We start from the raw sequence: 24,384 nt of genomic DNA on the forward strand, positions 1-24,384 counted from the left end.
CGGGTAAACGATATGGCTAAGTTTTTTATCGATCGCCCCATTTTTGCATGGGTGATTGCCATCATTATTATGCTCGCGGGCCTGCTGTCTATCTTGCAGCTGCCCATCGAGCAGTATCCGGCCATCGCGCCGCCGACCATCCGGGTCACCGCTACCTATCCGGGCGCCGACGCGACGACCCTGCAGGACAGCGTAACCCAGATTATCGAACAGAATATGAACGGTATCGATCATCTGCTGTATATGTCGTCCAGCAGCGATTCATCCGGTACCGCCACCATATCGCTGACATTCGATTCCAGCGCCAATCCGGATATCGCCCAGGTGCAGGTGCAGAACAAACTGCAGTTGGCCATGCCGCTGCTGCCCCAGGCCGTGCAGAGCCAGGGGGTGCAGGTACAGAAGTCCAGCGCCAGCTTCCTGATGGTGGCCGGGTTTATCAGCGACGATAAAAATGCCACCCAGCAGGATATCGGCGATTATGTCGGCTCCAAAATCAAGGATCCGATAAGCCGTACGCAGGGCGTGGGCGAAGTGCAGCTATTCGGCGCCCAATATGCCATGCGCGTTTGGATGGACCCCAATAAACTGAACAACTTCCAGCTTACCCCGGTGGATGTGGTCAGCGCATTGACGGTTCAGAACAACCAGATTGCCGCCGGACAGCTAGGCGGAGCGCCGGCGATTAAAGGCCAGCAGTTGAACGCCTCGATCATTGTGCAAAGCCGCCTGACCAACGCCGAGGAGTTCGGCAAAATCCTGCTCAAGGTCAACGCCGACGGCTCGCAGGTACGCCTGAAGGACGTGGCCAAGGTTGAACTGGCCGGGGAAAACTACGACGTTATCGCGCGCTTCAACGGCCAACCGGCCGCCGGGCTCGGGGTTAAACTGGCCACCGGCGCCAACGCCCTTGATACCGCCGACGCGGTTAAAGCGGAGCTGGCCCGGCTGCAGGCGGATTTCCCGACGGGATTAAAAGTCGTTTATCCGTACGACACCACCCCGTTTGTGAAAATCTCCATCCAGGAAGTGGTGAAGACCCTGGTGGAAGCGATCATCCTGGTGTTCCTGGTCATGTATCTGTTCCTGCAGAACTTCCGCGCCACGCTTATCCCGACCATTGCGGTGCCGGTCGTCTTGCTGGGCACCTTCGCCATACTGAGCGCGTTCGGCTATACCATTAATACCCTGACCATGTTCGCCATGGTGCTGGCGATAGGGCTCCTGGTGGATGACGCCATCGTGGTGGTGGAAAACGTCGAACGCGTCATGGGCGAGGAAGGCCTTAGTCCCAAGGAGGCGACGCGCAAATCCATGGGCCAGATCCAGGGCGCCCTGGTGGGCATCGCGCTGGTCTTGTCGGCGGTATTTGTGCCGATGGCCTTCTTCGGCGGGTCGACCGGCGCCATCTACCGCCAGTTCTCCATTACCATCGTCTCGGCGATGGTACTGTCGGTGCTGGTGGCCATGATCCTGACCCCGGCGCTGTGCGCCACCATATTAAAACCGGTCAAAAAAGGCGATCACGGCACCACCAAAGGCTTCTTCGGCTGGTTTAATAAAAAGTTCGATCAAAGCACCAATCATTATACCGACAGTATCGGCCATATCCTTAACAGCACCGGACGCTACCTGATCATCTATCTGCTGATTGTGGTCGGCATGGCGCTGCTGTTTATTCGCCTGCCCTCCTCCTTCCTGCCGTCGGAGGATCAGGGGGTTTTCCTGAATATGGCGCAGTTGCCGGCCGGGGCCACCCAGGAGCGCACCCAGAAAGTACTGGACCAGATGACCCAGTATTACCTGACGAAAGAAAAGGATAACGTCAACTCGGTCTTTACCGTTAACGGCTTCGGTTTTGCCGGGCGCGGCCAGAACTCCGGCATCGCGTTCGTCAGCCTGAAAAGCTGGGATGAGCGCAAAGGGGCGGAAAATAAGGTCCCGGCGATCATTGCCCGGGCCAATGGGGAATTCTCTCAGATAAAGGACGGTATCGCCCTGGCGTTTAACCTGCCGGCCATCGTTGAGCTGGGTAATGCTACCGGCTTCGACTTCGAGTTAATCGATGAGAACAACCTGGGGCATGCCAAGCTTACCGAGGCGCGTAACCAGCTGTTCGGTATGATTGCGCAGCATCCCGATACCTTAGTGGGCGTGCGGCCAAATGGCCTGGAGGATACGCCGCAGTTCAAGCTGGATGTGGATCAGGAGAAGGCTTCGGCGTTGGGCGTCTCGCTGGATGATATCAACACCACTCTGGGCGCGGCCCTGGGCGGTAACTATATCAATGACTTTACCGATCGCGGCCGAACCAAAAAGGTCTATGTCCAGGGCGACGCGCAGTACCGTATGCTGCCGCAGGACATAGGCAACTGGTTTGTGCGCGGCACCAATGGACAGATGGTGCCGTTATCGGCGGTGTCCACCTCGCACTGGCAGTATGGCTCGCCGCGCCTGGAGCGTTATAACGGCTTGCCCTCGATGGAAATCCAGGGTGAGGCGGCGCCGGGCAAGAGTACCGGTGAAGCCATGGCGCTGATGGAGGAACTGGTGGCTAAGCTGCCCGCCGGCGTAGGCTACGATTGGACGGGGATGTCCTATCAGGAACGGCTATCCGGCAACCAGGCCCCGGCGCTGTACGCCATCTCGCTGATCGTGGTGTTCCTGTGCCTGGCGGCGTTGTATGAAAGCTGGTCCATCCCCTTCGCGGTGATGCTGGTGGTGCCGTTGGGCGTGGTCGGGGCGCTGCTGGCCGCCACTTTCCGCGGTATGAATAACGACGTCTATTTTGTGGTGGGGCTGCTGACCACCATCGGGCTGTCGGCGAAAAACGCCATTCTTATCGTCGAGTTCGCCAAGGACTTGATGGACAAGGAAGGCAAGGGATTGGTTGAGGCGACATTAGAGGCGGTGCGCATGCGTTTGCGTCCTATCCTGATGACATCGCTGGCCTTTATCCTCGGCGTATTGCCGCTGGCCATCAGCACCGGCGCGGGGTCGGGCTCGCAGAACGCCGTCGGCACCGGGGTAATCGGCGGTATGATCACCGCCACCTTGCTGGCAATATTTTTCGTACCGGTGTTTTTTGTCGTGGTTCGCCGCCGCTTCGGTAACAAAAGCGACGAACAGCGGGAACAGGATCGCCCGGTGAATAATCCTCAGTTGGATAATCCGCACCGTTAAGCACCGTTTAACCATCGGGCCGTTGACGCGGCCTGATGGTTCAGTCAAGTCCCGAGCCGCGCAAGCGGCTTTTTTTATGCCTGGCTTAGGCCGACGGCTTGAGGGGGCTTGACCCGATGGCGAAAAAGAGGATAATAGTTATGATATAACATAACGAAATGAGGTGAGATATGAAACCTGGCATCCATCCCGACTACCGTACCGTGGTGTTTCACGACACCAGCGCGGATGCGTATTTTAAAGTGGGTTCGACCATCAAGACCGACCGTACCGTGGAGCTGGACGGGAAAACATTCCCCTACATCACGGTGGAGGTGTCATCCGAATCCCATCCCTATTACACCGGCAAGCAGCGGATCGTGGATAAAGAAGGCAGCACCGCGCGCTTTAACCAACGCTTCGGCCGTTTTTTCACCAAGTAATCATTATTAGAAGAGGCGTGGTTATCATGCAGGTATTAAGCTCGTTGCGTTCCGCCAAGACGCGTCATCCGGATTGTAAAGTCGTTCGCCGACGCGGCCGCATTTACGTCATCTGCAAATCCAATCCCCGCTTCAAGGCGGTCCAGGGCGGGAAAAAGAAAAAATAACCGGCGCCGGTTACTCAGCCGGTCAAAGGCCTCCGCTGGAGGCCTTTTGTTTGCCGCCGGCGCGGCCGGCGATGGCGGCACGCAGGTTATTTTTTTGCCTTGCCGGCAGTGAAATAATGCCGGCGCAAAATCATGGTGAAACTGCCGCGCGGTCCTAACAGTACCGAAATAAAAAAGATCAGGCTGGCGGTAAGCACAATGGCCGGGCCCGCCGGAATCGAGGCGTAGAACGACCACAGCAGCCCTACCCAGGCGCTAAGCAGGCCAATCAACAACGCTATCAGCAGCGTGCCCGGCAGATGCCCGGACCAACAGCGGGCGGCCACCGCCGGCAGCATCATGAGTCCCACCGACATCAGGGTGCCGAGAATTTGAAAACCCGCCACCAGGTTAAGCACCACCAGCGCCAGGAATAAGGCATGGATCAGGCGGGGATAACCGCGAACGTTTATGCGCAGGAACGCCGCGTCGAAGGCCTCAATAATCAGCGCGCGATACATCAGCGCCAGGCAAAGCAGCGTAACGGTGGCAATCAGGCCGACAAACAGAATGGCCTGGCTATCGACCGCCAGTACGGTGCCAAATAACAGATGAAGCAAATCGACGCTGGACCCGCGCAGGGATACCAAGGTCACGCCCAGGGCCAGCGATCCCAGATAAAAACCGGCAAAGCTGGCGTCTTCCTTCAGGACGGTGAGCGAGGTCACCCAGCCGGACAGCACCGCGACCAGTAATCCGGCGATAAATCCGCCGATGCCCATGGCCATCAGCGACATGCCCGACAGCAGATAACCGATGGCGACGCCGGGCAATATCGCGTGTGATAAGGCATCCCCCACCAGGCTCATCCTGCGTAGCGACAGGAAAACCCCCAGCGGAGTGGAACTGAGCGAAAGGGCAAAACAGGCCACCAGCGCACGCCGCATAAATCCAAGCGAGAGAAAGGGGTCGAATAAGAGGTGAAGGATCATGATGCGGCCTGATGGAAGCAACGATCGGCGGACCAGGCGGCCCGGGGAGAAAACGCGTTCGCGAGGATCGCGTCTGTCGCCCCCCAGCGCGTGTGCCGGCCGGACAGCAGCAGGGTTTGTGGAAAACGACGGACCACCAGGGCGTCGTCGTGCAGTACCACGATAATGGTGTGGCCGGCCTTATGAAGCTGGTCGATGACATCCATCAATAATGCGCAGGTTGGACTGTCAATCCCGCTGAAAGGCTCATCCAGCAATATCAGCGGCGCCTGCTGCACCAGAAGGCGGGCGAACAGCATACGCTGGAACTGGCCGCCTGATAGTATTTCAATCGGGCTCGTTGCCATTGATCCCAGACCGACGCGATCCAGGGCGTCATGGATGCGCGCCATGGCCGTCTTGTTAATACGCCGCAGCAATCCGATGGCCGGCCAACAGCCCATAGCGACCACTTCAAACACCCGCAACGGAAACTGACGGTCCAGCTCTGACTGCTGTGGTAAATAGGCGATACGGGGTTTTTGCCCTGCCGAGAACGAAAGGCTGCCGCCGATAGCCGGCAAAAGTCCGGCAATGGTTTTCAACAGGGTCGATTTACCGGTGCCGTTGGCGCCGATAACCGCGGTCAGGCTGCCGGCCTCGAATTTGCCGTCCAGGGCGTCGATAATAGCGTGCCCGTGGTAGCCGATACATAACTGTTCAAATGTCATCATGGCAATAAGGATGCCCAAAAGATACCCAGCCAGAGGACACACAGCAGGGCCAGGCCAAATCCTATGCGCCGTAACCCGGAGGCGCACATCAGATTGTCAGGCGTGGGGTCGGTGGTTTTGCTGATAGAGGATCGCATGAAAACATGCCTTTCATAAAATGTTATAATATAACATATCACGTACTGGGAGGCTTGCCAACATCCCTCCGGCGTTTAACTGTTAAGGAACCGCCGGGTTTGAACGGTTTAGCAACGTATTGTCATAATTTTATGGCAATAAGGGATGAGTATTGCGACAAGAAATGGTAAAAATAAATATAATAAATACCATAGCGGCGGAAATGAGTGTTTACCCGTTGCTTGCTGTGTGCAAATAGCTGCTTTATCACCACCACGTTGACTGCTGGTAACCATCGTCGCCCACAGGCTTTCACCGTTTGTGCAATTAGTGTTAATGAAATTGCAATAGGATATGACGGTAAGATAATGTAAGCTGATAGTGCCAAACTGCATAAAATCTTCTATCTTTAAATAGGGCGCGGGAACGCCGATGATACGTGGGCGTGCCTCAATCCCATCTTAAAGATGACGGTAATTTGTTTAGCGTTAGGAGGGCTGATATGGATGAGTATTCACCCAAACGACATGATATAGCACAGCTTAAATACCTCTGCGGCAATCTGTATGATGAGGGCATTGCCAGTTTGGGCGATAGCTACCATGGGTGGGTTAATGACCCGGCATCGGCGATTAATTTACAGATGAATGAATTAATCGACCATATTGCATCTTATGTGGTCATTTTTAAGCTTAAACATCATAATGAAAGCGATTTGGTCGATCATGTAGAAACCTTCCTAGACGATACTTTTACCTTATTTAGCAGCTACGGTATCAATAATCTGGATGTGCAACGGTGGCGCAAAAGCCGTTCACGGCTATTCGGAACTTTCTCAGAGACTGAACTCTGTATTTCCTGAAATAGTAAATGATATTTTAACATATGAGAGAACCCAAAAGGCCAATATGAACAAGATCGATTATTTAATGCGGTTACGCAAATGCAGAACCCTGGAGACGCTGGAGCGGGTGATAGAGAAAAACAAATATGAACTGTCCGACGACGAACTGGAGATATTCAACTCTGCGGCCGACCATCGTCTCGCGGAACTGACCATGGACAAACTCTATGATAAAGTTCCGGTGTCGGTCTGGAAGTATGTTCGTTAAACAGCCATTAAGTGATACTTAATATCAACATTAATAAAAATTTATGTTCATATAGGTGTATTTATCACTCCTTTTTTATCACCGGCTATTCCGTGTTGTGACGCAGATTATCGCGCTCCCCAAGTGTAAACGTGCGCTCTTATGCGTGTTGACGCGCCCCGGGCATGTCCTGGATTGGTAATAAAAACACGAATAAATATGCCATAGCAGCTATCACGGCGTAATGCCGGATAGCCAGTGCTTTATTTTAATAGACGCTATTATGCAAGGTATTCCATCCTTTAATTTTTCCCGGCAATATATCAACGGACGTTATTTCATCGACAAGCGCCATAGAACATCCTATTGGCCCGGGCTATCGACTAATTAATAACGGCGGCTGGTTGAAAAAACAGCGGACCTGGCATCCATAAAGAAGCATTGATGAAAAATGGGAGAATAATGGTGGGGCGTTTGATTGGGTGGAGGCCCCGCCAGCAACATCCCGGCACACACGTCGCCTGCTACGGCTGCTTCCTTCCGGACCTGACCGAGTTCACAAGTTAGTGTTGCGGGAGCACCAACGGGGCCTCCATTGACGGCTCGTTTTTCCCGAGCGCGGGGCATTATCAATGATGCCCCGCGCAATTGCAAGCCGATACGCGCCAAGCGCTGTTTTCTTGGGCAATCGCCATCCGCGCCGTGGCCCTGCCCTATTTTAAATCCTTTTTGACCCTGCCGGGTTATGCCAATATGCTGCCTTGGGCTTAATGAATTCTGTGCCATACGATGAATGAACCAATTGATACGTTTCGCCAGCGGGTATTCCAGATTGTCGCCGCCATTCCTTCCGGCCACATTGCCACCTATGGCGATGTGGCCCGGCTGGCGGGATCTCCGCGCGCCGCCAGGCAGGTCGGGGGCATACTGAGCCGGTTGCCCGCGGGTAGCCGCCTGCCATGGCATCGGGTGGTCAACCGGCACGGCGGCATTTCACTGGCGGGCGAAGATTATGAACGGCAGAGAACCGCCCTGGAAGCGGAGGGCGTGGAATTCGGGCGCGGCGGTAATATCGACTTGTCCCGCTATCGCTGGGTCTTGTAAAACGCCGGCCAGGCTGGAACAGCGGGCCAGGGAGAGGAGAGGCCGCGACACGTTAAATACCTTAGTCCTGGCGGGGATGATGATTTGTCGCCATGGCGCTAGGGCGTGAGCGCGTCTCACCTCCCTGTGAGACACTCAACCTATCGCCACCAGAGGCGTTGTTCAGTGTTGTTCAGTAACGTCTCCAGCCGTTGTGCCCACGCACGCGACGCTTTAGCCGGCATAAACGCCGCCAACACCGCGGCGTTTAGCACCATCCCAAGAGACCTTACAACTGGTTAGGCGCGGGAACACTGCTGGCCGGCGCCACCTGGGTGGGAGAGGTCAGCGGCACGGTAGATGCCGCCGCGGCGCGTGTCGGCATGGCCACGGCTTCCACCGGCACCAGCGTCAGATCCTGTTTGGTGCCGCCGTTGTTGATAACCGTCTTCACCTGCTCGGTAATAAACATTAACCGGCCATCGACGGTAATCGCCGCGCTTAGCAGGATGCGCGCATTGGGCTGTATTTGCGCCGGATTAAACGGCAACACAAAGCTGAACGGCGCCTGCTTACCTTCCGTGCGTACCACACGTTGCGCAATGACGGTAGACGGCGTATCGCTTATCGAGGCATCGGACAGCGTTACGGTCAATACCGCGTCGGGAGGCAATGCGATCCGTTGCCTGATCCAAACGGTGCCGGAAACGCTGGGTTGCCTTAACGCTTCGGCTTGTTCAGCGGTGCCCGGGGTTTTGAACGCCGGGGTAGCCACCTGATGGCCTTTATCAGCGCATCCCGCCAAGGTGACCGCTAGCGCAGCGCCACCTACTACTTGCCAGAGTTTCATGATTTATCTCTCCTTCTTATTATTAGCTCATCATTTCACCGATACCAAGCGGCGGTGAAGTCTTGGTGGCTGAACCACCTAATGATTTAATCATGGCACAGAATCCTGATATTTTCCTGTCGGTTGCATTCGCACCGGACACGTTTGCGGTTATGCTCATTAAAGCCGGCTGTCATGGCCGGCCTGGGAGGTTCGGCGCCCCGACGCTATGCCGGCACCCGTCATGCGTTTACCCGCAGTGAAGACCCTGGTTACTGGAGCGTAGTTATGACCCGTAAAATCGATCATCTATTGAATCTGATCACCCTGGAAAAGCTGGAGGAAGGCCTTTTTCGCGGTCAAAGCGAGGATTTGGGCCTGCCGCGGGTCTTCGGCGGGCAGGTGGTGGCCCAGGCTTTGTACGCCGCGCGGCAGACGGTCCCCCCGGCGCGGCATGTCCATTCCTTTCACAGCTATTTTTTACGCCCCGGCGACGTCAGCTTGCCCATTGTCTATCAGGTGGCCGAGCTGCGCGATGGCAACAGTTTCAGCGCCCGTCATGTCAGCGCCATTCAGCAGGGCCTGCCGATATTTTACCTGACGGCCTCGTTTCAGGCGGAAGAAACGGGCTTTGAGCACCAAAGCCCGATGCCCCAGGTGCCCGCCCCCGAGGGGTTGCCCTCGGAGCGGGATATCGCGCTGCCGCTGGCCGCCGGCCTGCCCGAGCCGCTGCGGCGAAAACTGACCGGTGAAAAGCCGATAGAAATGCGTCCGGTTGTTTTCCATAACCCGTTTAAAGGCGCCGTGGAAAAACCCGTGCGTTATGTTTGGCTGCGGGCTGCGGGCACACTGCCGGATGACCGTGAATGCCATCAATTCCTGCTGGGCTACGCGTCCGATTTTAACTTCCTGCCCACAGCGCTCCAGCCGCATGGCGTGGGGTTTCTTGAGCCCGGGGTGCAAATCGCCACCATTGATCATTCGATGTGGTTCCATCGCCCTTTTCGTTTTGACGATTGGCTGTTATATGCGATAGAAAGCCCTTCGGCGTCCGGCGCGCGGGGATTTGTGCGCGGACAGATTTTCCGCCGCGACGGGGTGCTGGTAGCCTCGACGGCGCAGGAAGGCGTGATGCGGCACCATGGGGTGTGAACCCACCCGGCCCGCCCGGCGCTTTGCGCAAATGAAAACAGGGGCGATAAATCGCCCCTGCTGATTTTCCATGGCCGGTTATCGTGCCCCGGCGCTGCATAGAAAATTATTCGTTATAGGCATTTTCGCCATGGCTGTTGACGTCCAGGCCTTCGCGTTCCTGTTCTTCGGACACACGCAGACCCACCACCATATCGGCAATCTTGAAGCCAATAAAGGCCACGACGCCGGACCAGACCAGACAGACGATCACGCTGAACAGCTGAACCCAGAGCTGGTGCCCCATGGTAACACCCTGAGCGTAACCCACGCCGCCGAGCGAGGCGGAAGTGAATACGCCGGTCAGCAGGCAGCCTACGATACCGCACACGCCGTGCACGCCGAATACGTCGCAGACATCATCCACCCGCAGCCATTTTTTCAGGGCAACCACACCCCAAAGCCCGGCTACGCCGCCCACCAGGCCAATGACCAGTGCGCCACCGACGCCGACGGTGCCGGCGGCAGGAGTGATGGCGACCAGACCGGCGATACAACCGGAGCAGGCGCCCAGCAAGGAAGGCTTGCCGCGCAGCATCCACTCAACAAACACCCAGGACAGGATGGCGCCGGCGGTAGCCATGACGGTATTGAGGAAAGCCAGTGCGGCAATTTCGTTGGCGGCGCTAGCGGAACCGGCGTTGAAGCCGAACCAGCCGACATACAGGATCGCGGTACCGGTAAAGACCATCGGCAGGTTATGCGGCTTAAACGCTTCCTTGCCGAAACCTGAGCGTTTGCCCAGCATATAGGCACCCACCAAACCGGCACTCGCCGCATTGATATGAACGACAGTACCCCCGGCGAAGTCCAGCGCGCCCTGCGCCGCCAGATAACCGCCTGCCCAAACCATATGCGCCATCGGCAGGTAGGAAAAGGTCAGCCATACCAGCACAAAAATCAGCACCGCGGAGAAACGAATACGTTCCGCCAGGGCGCCGACAATCAGACCGACGGTAATACAGGCAAACGAACATTGAAACGCGACGTGGATCAGTTGATAGAACGTACCGGTCAGCGCCGTCAGCTCAATATTCTTCAACATGGTCCAACCGAACCCGCCGAAAAACGGATTGCCCTCGCTAAAGGCCAGGGAGTAACCGTAAATCAGCCACAGCACGCAGACCATGGCGAAGGTGACCGCAACCTGGGTCAACATCGACAGCACGTTTTTGGCGCGCAGCAGGCCGCCGTAAAACAAGGCAATCCCCGGTAAAGTCATAAACAGCACCAAAGCGGTGCTTATCATCATAAAAGCGTTATCGGCCTTGTCAGCAACAGGCGCTGCGGCCATGGCCCATGTCGGCAACAATGCTACTGCGCCGAGGCTGGTCAATGAGACAAGTTTCTTCATTTTCATTCATCCCTATCCACAAAATTCGCGCGTGTGTGTCGTTAAAGTGCTGCTTCGTCGGTCTCTCCGGTACGAATCCGGATGACCCGTTGTAGCTCAGCAACAAAAATCTTGCCGTCGCCGATCTTTCCGGTATACGCCGCTTTACTGATGACATCGATAACTTCATCTAGCTGATCGTCGGCAATGGCGATATCAATTTTTACCTTGGGCAGGAAATTAACGCTGTATTCGGCCCCGCGATACAGCTCTGCATGGCCCTTTTGCCGTCCAAAGCCTTTGACCTCGGTGACCGTCAGCCCTTGAATGCCCACAGCAGAAAGCGCTTCTCGCACGTCTTCTAATTTAAATGGTTTAATCACCACGGTTACCAGCTTCATATGTTCCCCCTCAAGAATTTGGATCTGAACTCGCGATCGCTACGCCTGAGTAAAGCAAAGCATGTGCCACAAATGTTTTGAAATAGAAATTTACCGTTGGACGCCCGCCGATACAGCAAAACCCGCCTCAGGCGCAGCATTGGCTCCGGCGACGCGCAAAAATATACCAGCGAGGCGCACTGTATTAGTGCGCTACGCCAGATTACGGTGCAGAAAGGGGAATATCGGCGCCGGGATGCTCAATCCCGGTGCGCGCTGCGCTTAAGCGCCCAGCATGCTTATCCGCGGCTACCCACGGGCGGCACATCCGTCGCACATCGTCAGCCGTGCCCCGCGCCGGCCACCCTGACGTCGGCGGCGAGCGCCCTGCCGGCCTGCTGCAGTTGATACATCTGGAAATAGCGGCCCTGCTGCGTTAACAACGCCTCGTGGGAGCCCCGCTCCACCGCTTCGCCACGGTGGAGCACCAGAATTTCGTCAGCCTCGACGATGGTGGATAAGCGGTGCGCGATAACCACCAGGGTGGTCTGGTGGCGGATAGCCGCCAGCGCCCGCTGGATCGCCTGCTCGGTGCCGGAGTCGATATTGGCGGTGGCCTCGTCGAGGATCAGGATTTGCGGAGTGAGGACCAGAACCCTGGCCATGGCCAGCAGCTGTTTTTGCCCGACCGACAGGGTATTGCCCTGCTCGCCGAGGCCGGCGTGGATGCCGCCCGGCATGGATCTGACCAGTTCCGCCAGTTGCACCTGTTCCAGGGCATGCCAGGCCCTGGATTCGCTGATATCACGCCCCAGGGTAATATTGGTGAATACAGTGTCCGCCATGACCACCGGGTCCTGCTGGACGATGGCGACGCCTTGTCTGAGCACCCGGTGCGACAGGCTGGCGATGGGCCGGCCGTCGAGCAACAGCGCGCCCTCGCTGATGGGATAATAGCCCATCATTAAATTAGCCAGGGTGCTTTTACCGCTACCGGTATGCCCCACCAGCGCGATAAAGCGCCGGGATGGCACCGACAGGGAAATATGCCGCAATACCGGCGTGGCATCGCGGTAGGAAAAGCTGAGGTCGCGAATATCAATACGTCCGCTGCTCAAGGGCCGGTCATCGTCGCCGTACTGCTGCCGGTCGCCGTCCATCAGTTCAAAGATGCGCTCGCCCGCCACCACGGCCTGCTGCAGCATCGATTGCTGGGTGGTCAGTTCAATCAGCGGCTCATTTAAGCGGCCGAGATAATTGATAAAGGCATACAGTACCCCGACCCCGACGGTGCCCGCCGGGCTGAAGCTAAACAGCATCAGCAGCCCGCATAATACCAACGCCGACAGCAGGCTCAGGAGCGGGCGCAGCAAAAAGCCCTCAAGCCTCAGGGTCTGCATCCGCGCCAGGTAATGGGCGTGGCTGGCTTGCGCCAGCCGTTGGCCGAAACGCCCCTGCTGGCGAAACTGCTGGATGACGCTCATGCCGCTTATCGCTTCATTAAAGCCATTGTTGATATCCGCCAGATAGGCGCGCAGGCGACGCACGATCGGGGTGCTGAAATGCTGATACACCGTCATTACCAGCGCCACCACGGGGAAGATCACCATCGAAATGGCGGCCATGCGCCAGTCCAGCATAAACATCGCAATAAGCATGGCGCCCACCAGGGCGATACAGCGCAGCACCGTCGCCATCACCGTGACGTAAAGATCCTTGACCACCTCGGTATCATTGGTCACCCGCGAGATAAGCTGGCCCACCGGCTGGGTATCAAAGGCGCTCAGCGGCTGGCGCAGCGCGGCATCCATTACCTCGGTGCGCAGTTGCTGCACCACGTCGAGCGCCGTTTGGTTAAACAGCAGCGCCTGGTAGTAGCGCAGGGACGCGGACACCATCTGCAGGGCGATATAACCCAGCGCCAGCCCGGTCACCAGCAGCGGCGGAAAGGTTTTCAGCGGTACGACCCGGTCGATAAAAAAGCTGATCACCACCGGGCCGGCGACTTCCGCGCCGGCCGCCAGCCACAGCATGACCACCGCCAGCGTCAGCGGTTTGCGGTAAGGCCGGCTGTAGGCCAGCAGCCGTTTCAGCGTCGGCCACAGGGTTTGCCATTTACGCATCGGCCGCCTCCTGCCCGTCCGGATCGGCGCTGAGCGCTGCTTCCAACTGCTGGTAGCGGAACATATCCCGATACCAGCCCTCTTCCTGCAGCAGATGCTGATGTTCGCCCCGCTGGGCAAGGGTGCCGTGGCGCAGCACGACGATTTCATCGGCCGCATTCAGCGCCGACAGCCGGTGGGCGGTAATGATCAGGGTACGTCCCTCGCCCCACTGCCTGAGATTGCGCAAGATGGTATGTTCGGTACGCCCGTCCACGGCGGAGAGCGCGTCGTCGAATATCAGGATTTCCGCCTCCAGCAGCAGGGCGCGGGCAATGGACAGACGCTGTTTTTGCCCGCCGGACAGCATCACGCCCCGCTCGCCCACTTCGGTTTCATAGCCCTGCGGCAGCCGCAGGATATCCTCATGCACGCAGGCAAGGGTCGCCGCCCGCTCGATTTGCTCCCGGGTGGCGTCCGGCCGGCCGAGGGCGATATTACGCGCCACGCTATCGGAAAATAAAAACGGCGTCTGGCTGACCACCGCCAGGCGGCTATGCCACTGATCAAGGGAGACATCGGCAAGGGACATACCGTGGAAACGGATCTCGCCCCGGGTCACGTCAAAATGCCGCTGCAGCAGCGATAACAGCGTGCTTTTACCGGCGCCGGTCGGGCCGCAGATACCCAGCACCCGTCCCGGCGCCAGCCGCAAATGGATATTATTCAATGTCGGCTGCGGCGTGTGCGGATAGCTGAAGCTGTCGACGTCAACCTCAAGGACGCCGCGTCCGGGGGGAAGCATTTCCTTACCGTCCCTGACCTGAGGAGCCTCGTCCAGCGTTTGGCGGATCCGGCTATAGGCGGCGCTGCCCCGCTCGACAATATTAAACATCCAGGCTAATGCCAGCATCGGCCAAATCATCAGGCCCAGATACATAATAAAGCTGGTTAACTGCCCAAGCGTCAGCAGATCGTTCATCACCATCCAACTGCCGCCCCCGATGGCCAGCAGGTTAGAAAAGCCGACGGTCAGGTAAATGGTGGGATCGAAACGCGCGTCAATGCGCGCCACGCGCATATTTTTTGCGCCGGCGTCGGCGGCCACCTGGACAAACCGCTCCGACTGGTATCCCTCCAGGCCGAAGGCCTTGATCATGCGGATACCGGTAAGGCTTTCCTGCGTTTGGTTATTGAGCGACGAAAACGCCGCCTGGGCGGTTTTAAACCGCCGGTGCAGCTCATCGCCATTGTGTTTAATCAGCAGCGCCATGACCGGCATCGGCAGCAGCGACAGCAGGGTAAGCTGCCAGCTTATCTGTACGCTCATCACCACCAGCACCGACAGGCCCATCACCAGCGAGTCCACCAGGGTCAGCACCCCCTCCCCGGCGGCGAACACCACCCGGTCCACGTCATTGGTGGCGCGCGCCATCAGATCGCCGGTGCGGTGGCGCAGATAAAAACCCGGCAGTTGATGGCTGAGCAAATGATAAAAACGGGCGCGCAGCTCCACCGCCAGCTTATAAGAGGCGCCGAACAGCAGCACACGCCATACGTAGCGCAGCAGGTATACCAGCACGGCGGTAAACGCCATGACGCCCAGCCACATCATGATCATCCGCGTGGAGGCCCGATGCCCCGTCACGCCGTCCACGATAACCCCGACCAGTCTGGGCGGGATCAGTTGCAGTATGGCGATAATGATCAACAATAAGACCGACCCCAGATAACGTCGCCATTCGCGGCGAAAATACCAACCTAATTGTGCAAATAATCTCACGCAGTTTTATTCCAGACCTATTGAAAGTGACCCGCCGCAGCGAAAGATAAATTATAACGGCAATACGGTGGTATTTTTGATTTGTTCCATGGCAAAACTCGAGGTCACATCGATGAGGCCAGGCACGCCGTTCACCAGCCGCTTATAAAAGTTGTCGTAGCTCTTCATATCGCTCGCCACCACCTGCATCAGGTAATCATACTCGCCGGCCATGCGATAAAAGGCCAGCACTTCCGGCATTCCTTTGACCTGCGCCACAAAGGCCCGATACCAGTCGCTATTATGCTGCTGTGTTTTAATCAGCACAAAGGCGGTCAATGCCAACCCCAGCTTTTCATTATCCAGCAGCGCCACCTTAGCGCGCACGATACCGGTTTCCTCAAGACGTTTAAGACGTTTCCAGCATGGCGTGGAGGTCAGGTTGACCGCATCCGCCAGCGTCTGGAGCGAAAGCGTACAGTCTTGCTGCAGCAATGAGAGTAATGTACGGTCAGTTTTATCTAGCATAAGTATCTTTTGGAGAAAATATTTCTCTTATCACACGTTAATCGAGTGAAAAAGGCAACTTATTTTTTCTTCATCCCCGCTATGCTGTGAACCCCCTTCCTCATTAAGGATAATTATTATGACCGCGCCCTGGGTGAAACAGGCCATCAGCGAAATCCAGTCTGATTTCCAGCGCTCCGCCGATACGCATTTAATACGGTTTCAGCTGCCGGCGTTTCCGGGCATTTTTTTCTATCTGAAAGATGAAAGCACCCATCCCTCGGGCAGCCTAAAACATCGGCTGGCCCGCTCGCTGTTTTTATACGGCTTGTGCAACGGCTGGATAAAGCAGGGCACCACCATTATCGAGGCATCGTCAGGCAGCACGGCGGTTTCGGAGGCCTATTTCGCCCGGCTGCTCGGCTTGCCTTTTATTGCCGTCATGCCGGAATGCACGGCTAAACGTAAAATTGAACAGATTACTTTTTACGGCGGCCGCTGCCATTTTGTCGGGCATAGCGCCATGATCTATGACGAAGCCAAAGCCCTGGCCCATGAGTTAAACGGCCATTATATGGATCAGTTTACCTACGCGGAGCGCGCCACCGACTGGCGCGGCAACAATAATATAGCGGAAAGCATTTTTCGCCAGATGGCGCAGGAGCCCTGCCCGGAACCCGATTATATTGTTATGAGCGCCGGCACCGGCGGCACGTCGGCCACCCTCGGGCGCTATATTCGCTACCAGGGTCATAACACCAGGCTGGTGGTGGTCGATCCGGAGAATTCCGTCTTTGCTGAATATTTTCATCACCGGGACGCCGCGCTCACCGCAAGCATAGCCAGCCGGATCGAAGGCATCGGCCGGCCGCGCGTGGAGCCGTCGTTTATTGCCGATGTGATTGATGAAATGATCCAGGTACCCGACGCCGCCACCATCGCCACCCTTTACTGGCTCGAGCCTATCCTCGGCCGCCGGGTGGGGGCGTCCACCGGTACCAATATGTGGGGCGCGCTGCAACTGGCCGTCAGGATGCGCGCCGAAGGAAGGCAAGGCGCCATCGTTACGATATTGTGCGACGGCGGGGAACGCTACCATGACACCTATTATCAGATGGAGTGGGTACGTGAACATATCGGCGACCTGAGTCCCTGGCAGGATACATTGACGGCCCTCTAAGTGCGGGAAAGATGCCAAATGGCCACGGAGGCGTTACCATAAGGGCCGTGGCTCCTTAAATTGAGTAATACAATGACACAAGCGGTGGTGGTTTTTAGCGGCGGGCAGGATTCAACCACCTGCCTGATCCAGGCCTTAACGCACTATGACGAGGTGCACTGCGTTACGTTTGATTACGGCCAGCGGCACCGGGCTGAAATCGACATAGCGCGCGCCCTGGCGCTCAAGCTGGGCGCCCGCGCGCACAAAGTCATCGACGCCGGTTTGTTAAATGATCTGGCGGTCAGCAGCCTGACCCGGGAGAATATTCCGGTGCCCGCGTTTGACCCTGGCGCCGGCGGCGACGCTTTGCCCAGTACCTTTGTACCGGGCCGTAATATTCTGTTCCTCACCCTGGCGGCCATTTATGCCTATCAGGTGGGGGCGCAAACGGTCATTACCGGCGTGTGTGAAACGGATTTTTCCGGTTATCCCGACTGCCGCGATGAGTTCGTCAAGGCGCTGAACAATGCCGTCATCCTGGGCATGGCCCGCGACATCCGCTTCGCCACCCCGCTGATGTGGCTGAATAAAGCCGAAACCTGGGCGCTGGCCGATTATTACCGGCAATTGGATTTGGTGCGTCAGGAAACGCTGACCTGCTATAACGGCATCAAAGGGGATGGTTGCGGCACCTGCGCGGCGTGCCATCTGCGCGCCAAGGGCCTGGCGGACTATCAGCAGCATCGGGAAAGGGTCATGGCGGCGATGAAAGCCAAAACGTCGCTGCCATAATCATGCTACCCGCGCGCCCAGTCTTTGCCGTCGTTAGCGGCTGTGGCGCCATGGTGCGGGAACAAGGTGAGGTGGGCAGACTGATGGATTGAAGACAGGCGTTGGTATCAGAGGGTATATCTTCCCCTCTGATTCACAAATAACGTTATGTTATGACCGCAGTTAACTCGACGGCCCGGTCAAATGGCCTCTGGCTATTTTTTCTTTGATTTTTTTTTAGTGTTGGCATTCAGTAACGCGCGCAGCTTTTTTACTTCACCGGTGGTAAAAGGCTGCTCGATAAGTTCTTCGGTATGTTGATTATCGACATCGGCGGCGACATGCTCTTTGTGTACCGCGTTTTTAGCGTGGCGCTTTGCCTCGACCCCGCCTTCAACGTCATCCTCAATCGTGCCGTCCAGGCTGCGCTCTAGCCTTGCGCTGATTTCCGCACTCATGGAAACGCTTTTACTCGCGGCCAAGGACTTCAATTTTTCCTTTAGCTCGAGAGGCAATTTAATCGTTAAATTAGCTGTCTCACTCATAGTGCTTTCCTATTGATAGAAGAGTCACTAACTTAGGAAAGATACGGCCCGATGTCCACACTGTCATAAAAATTTAATATTGGCGCATCGCCTGTGGCCGGGGGTCGGCGCTGGAAAACATTTTCCCCTGGCGCTGAAACCCGGCCGGCATGTCAGTATTGATCCCCTGTTTTATTCCACGATGATTAACTCTTTGATTTGCGAGAACGTGGATGGGCCGATGCCTTTGACTTCTTTCAACTGGTCGGTATGGGTAAAGGGTCCCTTAGCCTCGCGGTAGTCGATAATGGCCTGCGCCTTTTTAGGCCCGATGCCTTTCAGCGCGCTCACCATGTCCTCAGCCGACGCGGTATTGATATTGATTTTTTCATCGCCGAAGTCATCCGTTTGGGTGCTTTTATCTTCGGTATCCGACGCCGTTTGCGTCGCGTCCTGGCCTGCGGCCGGTTCGGCGGCGTCTTCTTTGGCCGCTTCGCCGGATACGGGCGGCGTGGTCGCCGCTGCGGACAGGGTGGTGGCCGCGCTGTCGCCCTCACTGCCGCTGTCGCTGGTGTCGCCGTGCTCCGTGGCGCCGATGACCTTGATGATGCCGTCGCTAGCACCGCCGCCGTCCGCCGGAACCTTAGCGGCTTTTTCCCCTGCGCCGTCATGGCTGACGACAACGACATCGCCGGATTTATCCCCGTCCGCCACCGAACACCAGGCGATGCCCGAAAGGGCGAACAGGCTGGTCAGTAACACCAGGCTCAGAGTACGTTTCATTGGAGTTTTCATAACATGACGTCCTTGTGATTGCTTGCCTTGGGTCGTGGATAACCACACGTTATGCCGTGAGATACCGGCACGGCAGGCAGGTTGCCTTAAGGGTATTACCACGGCAACCAGGGAAATTGAACCATGCAAAAGGCCGCGAAAGCGGCCTTTGGTCATTACACTATGTTCAGTATTTTTATGAGCGTTATTGCATTTGCGCGCCGGTGCCCATCTTGATCTTGGCTTCGGTACGCAGGTTATTGAGCAGCGCGTCGAACGTCACGCCGGTCATGCCCTGGCTAAGCTGGCTGACCACCTGGCCGCGCTGCTGCTCATCAAGCTGGCGCGGCGCGACCTTATCGAGCGCCACCAGGACGATATTGCCCTGTTCATCCTCCGACATGCCGTAGGAGGAGGCGTTCGGCTGCGGATGCGGCAACGTGAAGATAGCCTGGGTCAAACGATCGTTCTGCCGCGTCGAGTCAAAGGTTTTCACCTCGCCGAAGCTCAGGCCGGCGGCTTTCATCGCCTCGGCGCCCTTACCCTGCTTGAGCGCCGCCAGAATTTTTTCGGCGTCGATGCGGGCCTGTTGCAGCGCCTTTTGGCGTTTCACCTGGTTTTCCACCTGGGCGCGCACCGCGTCCAGAGGCTTGGTGCTTTCCGGTTTATGCTCGGCCAGGCGCAGGACGAAAGCCCGGTCGCCGTCGACGGTGATCACATCGGAATTGTTGCCGGGAGCGCCGTTGACGCCCAGCAGCGAACCGCCGAAAAGCACCTGTTTCACGGCATCGGCGTTCAACGCTTCCGGTACGCTGTCGCGGGTAAACCAGTCGGTCTGCACCGCCTTGACGCCCGCGGCCGTTTCGGCCGACGCCAGTGATTCGTTATCGTTGCTGGCCGCGTCGCTGACCTTTTGCTGCAAGGCGTAATACGCGTCGATGGCTTTTTCCTGTTTCACTTTCGCCGCCACGCCGTCGTGCACCTCGGCCAGCGGCTTCACCTGCTCCGGCTGGATATCGGTCAGTTTCGCCACCAGGAAGCCCACCGAGGAGGTGATCACGCCGGACAATTGGCCCTTATCGGTCAGGTTGGCCTGTTTGAGCTCGTCCACCGTGGCGTCAGCGTCCATCCAGCCGATATCACCGCCGTTTTTCGCGGAAATAATGTCGGTGGAGCGTTGTTTGGCCAGGGCGGCGAAATCGGCGCCTTTTTGCAGTTGCGCCAGGATAGCCTGGGCGTCAGCATCGGTTTTGCTCTGGATTATGGCGTAACGTTTACGCGCCGGCTGTGAGAACTGGTCTTTATGCTGGTCGTAGTAGGCCTGGATTTCCGGTTCGCTCACCGTGGTTTTCGCCTGCATCGAGGCGGCATCCAGGGCGATATAGGACACTTTGAACGACTCGGGCTGGACATAGGTGTTTTTATTCAGGTTATAGTGGTTCTGGATCTCTTCCGGGGAAGCGGTTTGCCCGGCGAGCAGCGCGTTGATATCGAGCGTCGCCAGGCGCGCCTGACGCTCCTGGATGGCCAGCGCCATCAGCCGGTTGGTCTCTTCCGGCAGCAGGAAACCGGTGCCGCCGAGCCCCTGGATCAGCTGCTGCGTCAATAGCTGCTTGCGCATCAGCTGCGCATACTGATCCGGCGTCAATCCCATGCTGGCGATGATTGAGCGGTATTTTTCATTGTCGAAATTGTTGTTGGTGCGAAACGCCGGGATGGCGAAAATCGCCTCCTTGACCTGTTGATCGCTAACGGCAAGCCCCAGGGTTTGCGCATATTGGTCCAGCAGGGTCTCATCAATCAGCTGCGACAGCACCTGGCGGCGCATCTGGAGCATGTAGCCTTCGTTGGCGGCCAGGGCCGAGAAACTGTCCCCCAGCGACTCCTGCTGGCGGTTGCGCTCGTTTTGCACCGCCTGTTCCAGCTGGGCACGGCTGATTTGCTGGCCGTTCACCTTCGCGGCGTAATCCCCGCCGCCGCCAATCAGATAGTTGCCTACCCCGGTCAGCACGAATGAAATGGCGACAATGGCCAGAATAATTTTGAGCACGACGTGATTGGCGGCCGCGCGTAAATTGTCCATCATAGTGTGACAACACTCCGCTGTAATATGAATGAAACCTTTGCGCCGGCAGTAAGATCCGCCTTCATGCCGTAGCTCCGAGAGCTGCTGCGCGCTAAAGCTATTCCTCTGACAACCGAAATGCGCAACTGTCAGGGAAAAATAAAAACAAAAAAGGCACATCAAAAAAGATGCGCCTTGTATTCTACCCTACCCGTTCCCCTGCGTCAGGTAATAGTTTGACGCGAAAAACAGCGGTGCAACAATCAGTTGACAGCGTCTTTCAATCCTTTGCCGGCACGGAAACCGGGTACTTTGGCAGCCGGGATACTTATTTCTTTACCGGTTTGAGGATTACGGCCGGTACGGGCGGCACGCGCTCGCACCGTAAAGGTGCCGAAACCCACCAGCGCAACGTCATCTCCCTGTTGCAGCGTTTCGGTAACGGAACCAATAATGGCATCCAATGCACGTCCGGCAGCCGCTTTGGAAATATCAGCACCTGCGGCAATCTTGTCGATCAGTTGTGACTTATTCACTCTTTCATCCCCTCTTGAATTCTCTCGTCGCGGCGGAATTTTCCTTAAACGCGACAGCGCAGCTGTTATATCAAGCCTGTTATAGCATGGCAAGCCAAAGCCGGATACCGACCAGAGCCGCCAGCTACCTAACTTAACGGTACAAAAAAAGGCTGGCAAGTGGGATTTCACCTGCCAGCCCGTTTTTTAGCGGTATATGTTACTTTACGCGCTTATTTTGCCGCCGCGGTGGCGATTTCCATGCCAAAAGGCGCATTCTGCAAGGCCAGGGTCAAGACCTCGTCAATCCGCTGCACGGGGTGGATATCCATATCGTTGATCACATTTGCCGGCATATCTTCCAGATCGCGTTTATTCTCGTAAGGGATTAACACGGTCTTGATGCCGCCGCGATGCGCCGCCAGCAGTTTTTCCTTCAATCCGCCGATCGGCAATACCAGCCCGCGCAGGGTGATTTCGCCGGTCATGGCCACATTGGCTTTCACCGGATTGCCGGTCAGGCAGGACACCAGGGCGGTACACATGGCGATACCGGCGCTGGGGCCGTCTTTCGGCGTTGCGCCTTCCGGCACATGGACATGAATATCGCGTTTCTCGTAGAAATCGTTATTAATGCCCAGCTTATCCGCCCTTGAGCGCACCACGGTCAGCGCCGCCTGGATGGACTCCTGCATCACTTCGCCAAGCGATCCGGTATAGGTTAATTTCCCCTTTCCCGGCACGCACGCGGTTTCTATGGTCAGCAGTTCGCCGCCCACTTCGGTCCAGGCCAGGCCGGTAACCTGTCCCACCCGATTCTCGCCCTCGGCGCGGCCGTAGTCGAAGCGTTGGACGCCCAGGTAATCCTTAAGGTTGTCGCCGTCGATATGGATATGCTTGACGCTTTTATCCATTAACAGCGTCTTAACCGCTTTACGGCATAACTTGGAGATTTCACGTTCCAGGTTACGCACGCCCGCTTCACGGGTGTAATAACGGATAATGCCCACCAGGGCGCTGTCGTCGATGGTTAATTCGCCTGCCTTCAACGCGTTGCGATCGAGCTGTTTTTGCAGCAGGTGTTCGCGGGCGATATTCAGCTTTTCATCCTCGGTATAGCCGGACAGCCGGATCACTTCCATACGATCGAGCAGCGGCGCCGGGATATTCATCGAGTTGGACGTCGCGACGAACATCACATCGGAGAGATCGTAATCCACTTCCAGATAGTGATCGTTGAACGCCACGTTTTGCTCGGGATCCAGCACCTCCAGCAGGGCGGAAGCCGGATCGCCGCGCATATCCGACGACATCTTGTCGATTTCGTCGAGCAGGAACAGCGGATTTTTTACGCCGACCTTGGACATTTTCTGGATAAGCTTACCCGGCATGGAGCCGATATAGGTGCGACGGTGACCGCGAATTTCCGCTTCATCGCGCACGCCGCCCAATGCCATGCGCACGTACTCGCGCCCTGTGGCCTTGGCAATCGACTGTCCGAGCGAGGTCTTACCCACCCCCGGCGGTCCCACCAGGCACAGGATCGGCCCTTTTATCTTGCTGACCCGGCTTTGCACCGCCAAATATTCGAGAATGCGGTCCTTGACCCGTTCAAGGCCATAATGATCCTTATCCAGCACTTCTTGTGCCTTGACCAGATCTTTCTTGACCTTGGTGCGGGTATGCCAGGGCACCGACAGCATCCAGTCGATATAACCGCGCACCACCGTGGCCTCGGCGGACATCGGCGACATCATTTTCAATTTTTGCAGCTCGGCTTCGGTTTTTTCCCGCGCCTCTTTCGGCATTTTTGCCGCTTCAATCTTGCGTTTCAGCGCTTCGTTTTCATCCGGCGCGTCGTCCATTTCGCCCAGCTCTTTCTGGATGGCTTTCATTTGCTCATTCAGATAGTACTCGCGCTGGCTTTTTTCCATCTGTTTCTTGACGCGATTGCGGATACGTTTTTCGACCTGCAGGAGATCGATTTCCGATTCCATCATCGCCATCAGGTATTCCAGCCGCTCGGTAACGTCCGCCATTTCCAGCACCGACTGCTTGTCGCTTAATTTGAGCGGCATATGGGCGGCGATGGTATCGGCCAAGCGCGCGGCGTCGTCGATGCTGTTCAATGACGTCAGCACCTCGGGCGGAATTTTTTTATTCAGCTTGATATAGCCTTCAAACTGATTAATCGCGGTGCGCACCAGGACTTCCTGTTCGCGCTCATCGATTTCGGGCGTGGCAAAATATTCAGCCTGGGCGGCAAAATGCTCGCCGCTATCGGACAAAGTGGTTATGCGGGCGCGCTGCAACCCCTCGACCAGTACTTTAACCGTACCGTCGGGTAGCTTCAGCATCTGGAGAATCGAAGAGACGGTCCCGACTGAAAAGAGATCGTTGATACCCGGTTCATCCGTAGAGGCTTCCTTCTGCGCCACCAGCATGATTTTTTTGTCGCTATCCATGGCTGCTTCAAGGCACCGAATCGATTTCTCCCGCCCGACAAACAACGGGATGACCATATGCGGATAGACCACCACATCGCGCAGAGGCAATACGGGGATTTCTATGCGTTCGGAACGCTCAGCATTCATAGAGCTCTCTCTTAGTTTAGCTTCCGCCAGGTTTAGGGGATTCGCAAAACTCGGCCGTTGCCAGTTTCAACAAATAGGTAATTGAGTATATGGGGGCGAATCTTTTACATTCAACAGCCGGGATAACG

The 24,384-nt window shown here is 56.7% G+C and carries 22 protein-coding genes and 1 other RNA gene; 9 read left to right on the forward strand and 14 right to left on the reverse strand.

The features are described from left to right. Nucleotides 1-12: 12 nt before the first annotated feature. From ABUK12_RS10265 to ykgO, 3 genes are all read left to right on the forward strand, one after another. Nucleotides 13-3,183 carry an efflux RND transporter permease subunit gene (locus ABUK12_RS10265; protein ID WP_410016169.1) on the forward strand — a complete coding sequence of 1,057 codons (3,171 nt, stop codon included), beginning with the start codon at nucleotides 13-15 and terminating at the stop codon, nucleotides 3,181-3,183. A gap of 170 nt (nucleotides 3,184-3,353) precedes the next feature. After that, nucleotides 3,354-3,605 carry a type B 50S ribosomal protein L31 gene (locus ABUK12_RS10270; RefSeq protein WP_410016170.1) on the forward strand — a complete coding sequence of 84 codons (252 nt, stop codon included), beginning with the start codon at nucleotides 3,354-3,356 and terminating at the stop codon, nucleotides 3,603-3,605. Nucleotides 3,606-3,631: 26 nt separating this feature from the next. Further along, entirely contained in the window at nucleotides 3,632-3,772 is a 141-nt protein-coding gene (ykgO, locus tag ABUK12_RS10275) for a type B 50S ribosomal protein L36 (RefSeq protein WP_410016171.1), read from the forward strand. An 86-nt stretch (nucleotides 3,773-3,858) separates the two neighbouring features. Here the strand turns inward: ykgO and ABUK12_RS10280 are convergent, their stop codons facing one another. Beyond that, on the reverse strand, nucleotides 3,859-4,746 hold the full coding sequence (locus tag ABUK12_RS10280) for a metal ABC transporter permease (RefSeq protein WP_410016607.1): 888 nt from the start codon (nucleotides 4,744-4,746) through the stop codon (nucleotides 3,859-3,861). Then, nucleotides 4,740-5,456 carry a metal ABC transporter ATP-binding protein gene (locus ABUK12_RS10285; RefSeq protein ID WP_410016172.1) on the reverse strand — a complete coding sequence of 239 codons (717 nt, stop codon included), beginning with the start codon at nucleotides 5,454-5,456 and terminating at the stop codon, nucleotides 4,740-4,742. The genes ABUK12_RS10280 and ABUK12_RS10285 overlap by 7 nt, the downstream gene beginning before the upstream one ends. A 619-nt stretch (nucleotides 5,457-6,075) precedes the next feature. Between ABUK12_RS10285 and tomB the strand changes: the two genes are divergently transcribed. Both tomB and ABUK12_RS10295 read left to right on the forward strand, forming a co-directional pair. Then, a complete protein-coding gene (gene tomB, locus ABUK12_RS10290; RefSeq protein WP_162367726.1) occupies nucleotides 6,076-6,435 on the forward strand; it encodes an Hha toxicity modulator TomB in 360 nt (119 codons plus the stop codon). 46 nt (nucleotides 6,436-6,481) lie between these two features. Beyond that, the gene (locus ABUK12_RS10295; RefSeq protein WP_162367725.1) at nucleotides 6,482-6,685 is read left to right on the forward strand and encodes an HHA domain-containing protein; all 204 of its coding nucleotides are present in this window, start codon (nucleotides 6,482-6,484) and stop codon (nucleotides 6,683-6,685) included. Nucleotides 6,686-7,153: 468 nt separating this feature from the next. Here ABUK12_RS10295 and ffs read toward each other — a convergent pair. Beyond that, nucleotides 7,154-7,250, reverse strand: an RNA gene (gene ffs, locus ABUK12_RS10300) — signal recognition particle sRNA small type. A 203-nt stretch (nucleotides 7,251-7,453) separates the two neighbouring features. Between ffs and ABUK12_RS10305 the strand changes: the two genes are divergently transcribed. Further along, nucleotides 7,454-7,768 carry an MGMT family protein gene (locus ABUK12_RS10305; RefSeq protein WP_410016173.1) on the forward strand — a complete coding sequence of 105 codons (315 nt, stop codon included), beginning with the start codon at nucleotides 7,454-7,456 and terminating at the stop codon, nucleotides 7,766-7,768. A gap of 268 nt (nucleotides 7,769-8,036) precedes the next feature. Here ABUK12_RS10305 and ABUK12_RS10310 read toward each other — a convergent pair whose 3' ends face one another. Next, on the reverse strand, nucleotides 8,037-8,597 hold the full coding sequence (locus tag ABUK12_RS10310) for a YbaY family lipoprotein (protein WP_410016174.1): 561 nt from the start codon (nucleotides 8,595-8,597) through the stop codon (nucleotides 8,037-8,039). Between the two features lie 267 nt (nucleotides 8,598-8,864). On the opposite strand from ABUK12_RS10310, the gene tesB reads away from it, so the two are divergent. Beyond that, a complete protein-coding gene (gene tesB / locus ABUK12_RS10315; RefSeq protein ID WP_410016175.1) occupies nucleotides 8,865-9,728 on the forward strand; it encodes an acyl-CoA thioesterase II in 864 nt (287 codons plus the stop codon). A 106-nt stretch (nucleotides 9,729-9,834) separates the two neighbouring features. Here the strand turns inward: tesB and amtB are convergent, their stop codons facing one another. From amtB to ABUK12_RS10340, 5 genes are all read right to left on the reverse strand, one after another. Further along, nucleotides 9,835-11,121 carry an ammonium transporter AmtB gene (gene amtB / locus ABUK12_RS10320; RefSeq protein ID WP_410016176.1) on the reverse strand — a complete coding sequence of 429 codons (1,287 nt, stop codon included), beginning with the start codon at nucleotides 11,119-11,121 and terminating at the stop codon, nucleotides 9,835-9,837. Between the two features lie 41 nt (nucleotides 11,122-11,162). Further along, the gene (gene glnK / locus ABUK12_RS10325; protein ID WP_009639071.1) at nucleotides 11,163-11,501 is read right to left on the reverse strand and encodes a P-II family nitrogen regulator; all 339 of its coding nucleotides are present in this window, start codon (nucleotides 11,499-11,501) and stop codon (nucleotides 11,163-11,165) included. Nucleotides 11,502-11,821: 320 nt separating this feature from the next. Then, on the reverse strand, nucleotides 11,822-13,603 hold the full coding sequence (locus ABUK12_RS10330; protein WP_410016177.1) for a SmdB family multidrug efflux ABC transporter permease/ATP-binding protein: 1,782 nt from the start codon (nucleotides 13,601-13,603) through the stop codon (nucleotides 11,822-11,824). Further along, nucleotides 13,596-15,365: a SmdA family multidrug ABC transporter permease/ATP-binding protein gene (locus ABUK12_RS10335; RefSeq protein WP_410016178.1), complete on the reverse strand. Its 1,770-nt coding sequence runs from the start codon at nucleotides 15,363-15,365 to the stop codon at nucleotides 13,596-13,598. Before ABUK12_RS10335 ends, ABUK12_RS10330 begins: the two co-directional genes overlap by 8 nt. A 51-nt stretch (nucleotides 15,366-15,416) precedes the next feature. Next, on the reverse strand, nucleotides 15,417-15,872 hold the full coding sequence (locus tag ABUK12_RS10340; protein WP_410016179.1) for an Lrp/AsnC family transcriptional regulator: 456 nt from the start codon (nucleotides 15,870-15,872) through the stop codon (nucleotides 15,417-15,419). Between the two features lie 118 nt (nucleotides 15,873-15,990). Between ABUK12_RS10340 and ABUK12_RS10345 the strand changes: the two genes are divergently transcribed. After that, nucleotides 15,991-17,031 carry a PLP-dependent cysteine synthase family protein gene (locus tag ABUK12_RS10345; protein ID WP_410016180.1) on the forward strand — a complete coding sequence of 347 codons (1,041 nt, stop codon included), beginning with the start codon at nucleotides 15,991-15,993 and terminating at the stop codon, nucleotides 17,029-17,031. Between the two features lie 72 nt (nucleotides 17,032-17,103). Next, complete coding sequence (gene queC / locus ABUK12_RS10350) at nucleotides 17,104-17,805, forward strand: 7-cyano-7-deazaguanine synthase QueC (RefSeq protein WP_410016181.1); 702 nt, start codon at nucleotides 17,104-17,106, stop codon at nucleotides 17,803-17,805. A 194-nt stretch (nucleotides 17,806-17,999) separates the two neighbouring features. Here queC and ABUK12_RS10355 read toward each other — a convergent pair whose 3' ends face one another. The 5 genes from ABUK12_RS10355 to lon form a co-directional block, all read right to left on the reverse strand. Beyond that, on the reverse strand, nucleotides 18,000-18,329 hold the full coding sequence (locus tag ABUK12_RS10355) for an Arc family DNA-binding protein (RefSeq protein ID WP_410016182.1): 330 nt from the start codon (nucleotides 18,327-18,329) through the stop codon (nucleotides 18,000-18,002). A gap of 171 nt (nucleotides 18,330-18,500) precedes the next feature. Then, entirely contained in the window at nucleotides 18,501-19,091 is a 591-nt protein-coding gene (locus ABUK12_RS10360; RefSeq protein WP_410016183.1) for a ComEA family DNA-binding protein, read from the reverse strand. A gap of 196 nt (nucleotides 19,092-19,287) precedes the next feature. Continuing rightward, nucleotides 19,288-21,168, reverse strand: coding sequence for a peptidylprolyl isomerase (gene ppiD / locus ABUK12_RS10365; RefSeq protein ID WP_410016184.1), 1,881 nt, complete (start codon nucleotides 21,166-21,168; stop codon nucleotides 19,288-19,290). 242 nt (nucleotides 21,169-21,410) lie between these two features. Next, a complete protein-coding gene (gene hupB / locus ABUK12_RS10370; RefSeq protein ID WP_162367713.1) occupies nucleotides 21,411-21,683 on the reverse strand; it encodes a nucleoid-associated protein HU-beta in 273 nt (90 codons plus the stop codon). 212 nt (nucleotides 21,684-21,895) lie between these two features. Beyond that, the gene (gene lon / locus ABUK12_RS10375; RefSeq protein WP_410016185.1) at nucleotides 21,896-24,256 is read right to left on the reverse strand and encodes an endopeptidase La; all 2,361 of its coding nucleotides are present in this window, start codon (nucleotides 24,254-24,256) and stop codon (nucleotides 21,896-21,898) included. Between the last annotated feature and the right edge of the window lie 128 nt (nucleotides 24,257-24,384).

The organism is Sodalis sp. C49, from assembly GCF_046352915.1.
GTDB lineage: Bacteria > Pseudomonadota > Gammaproteobacteria > Enterobacterales > Enterobacteriaceae > Acerihabitans.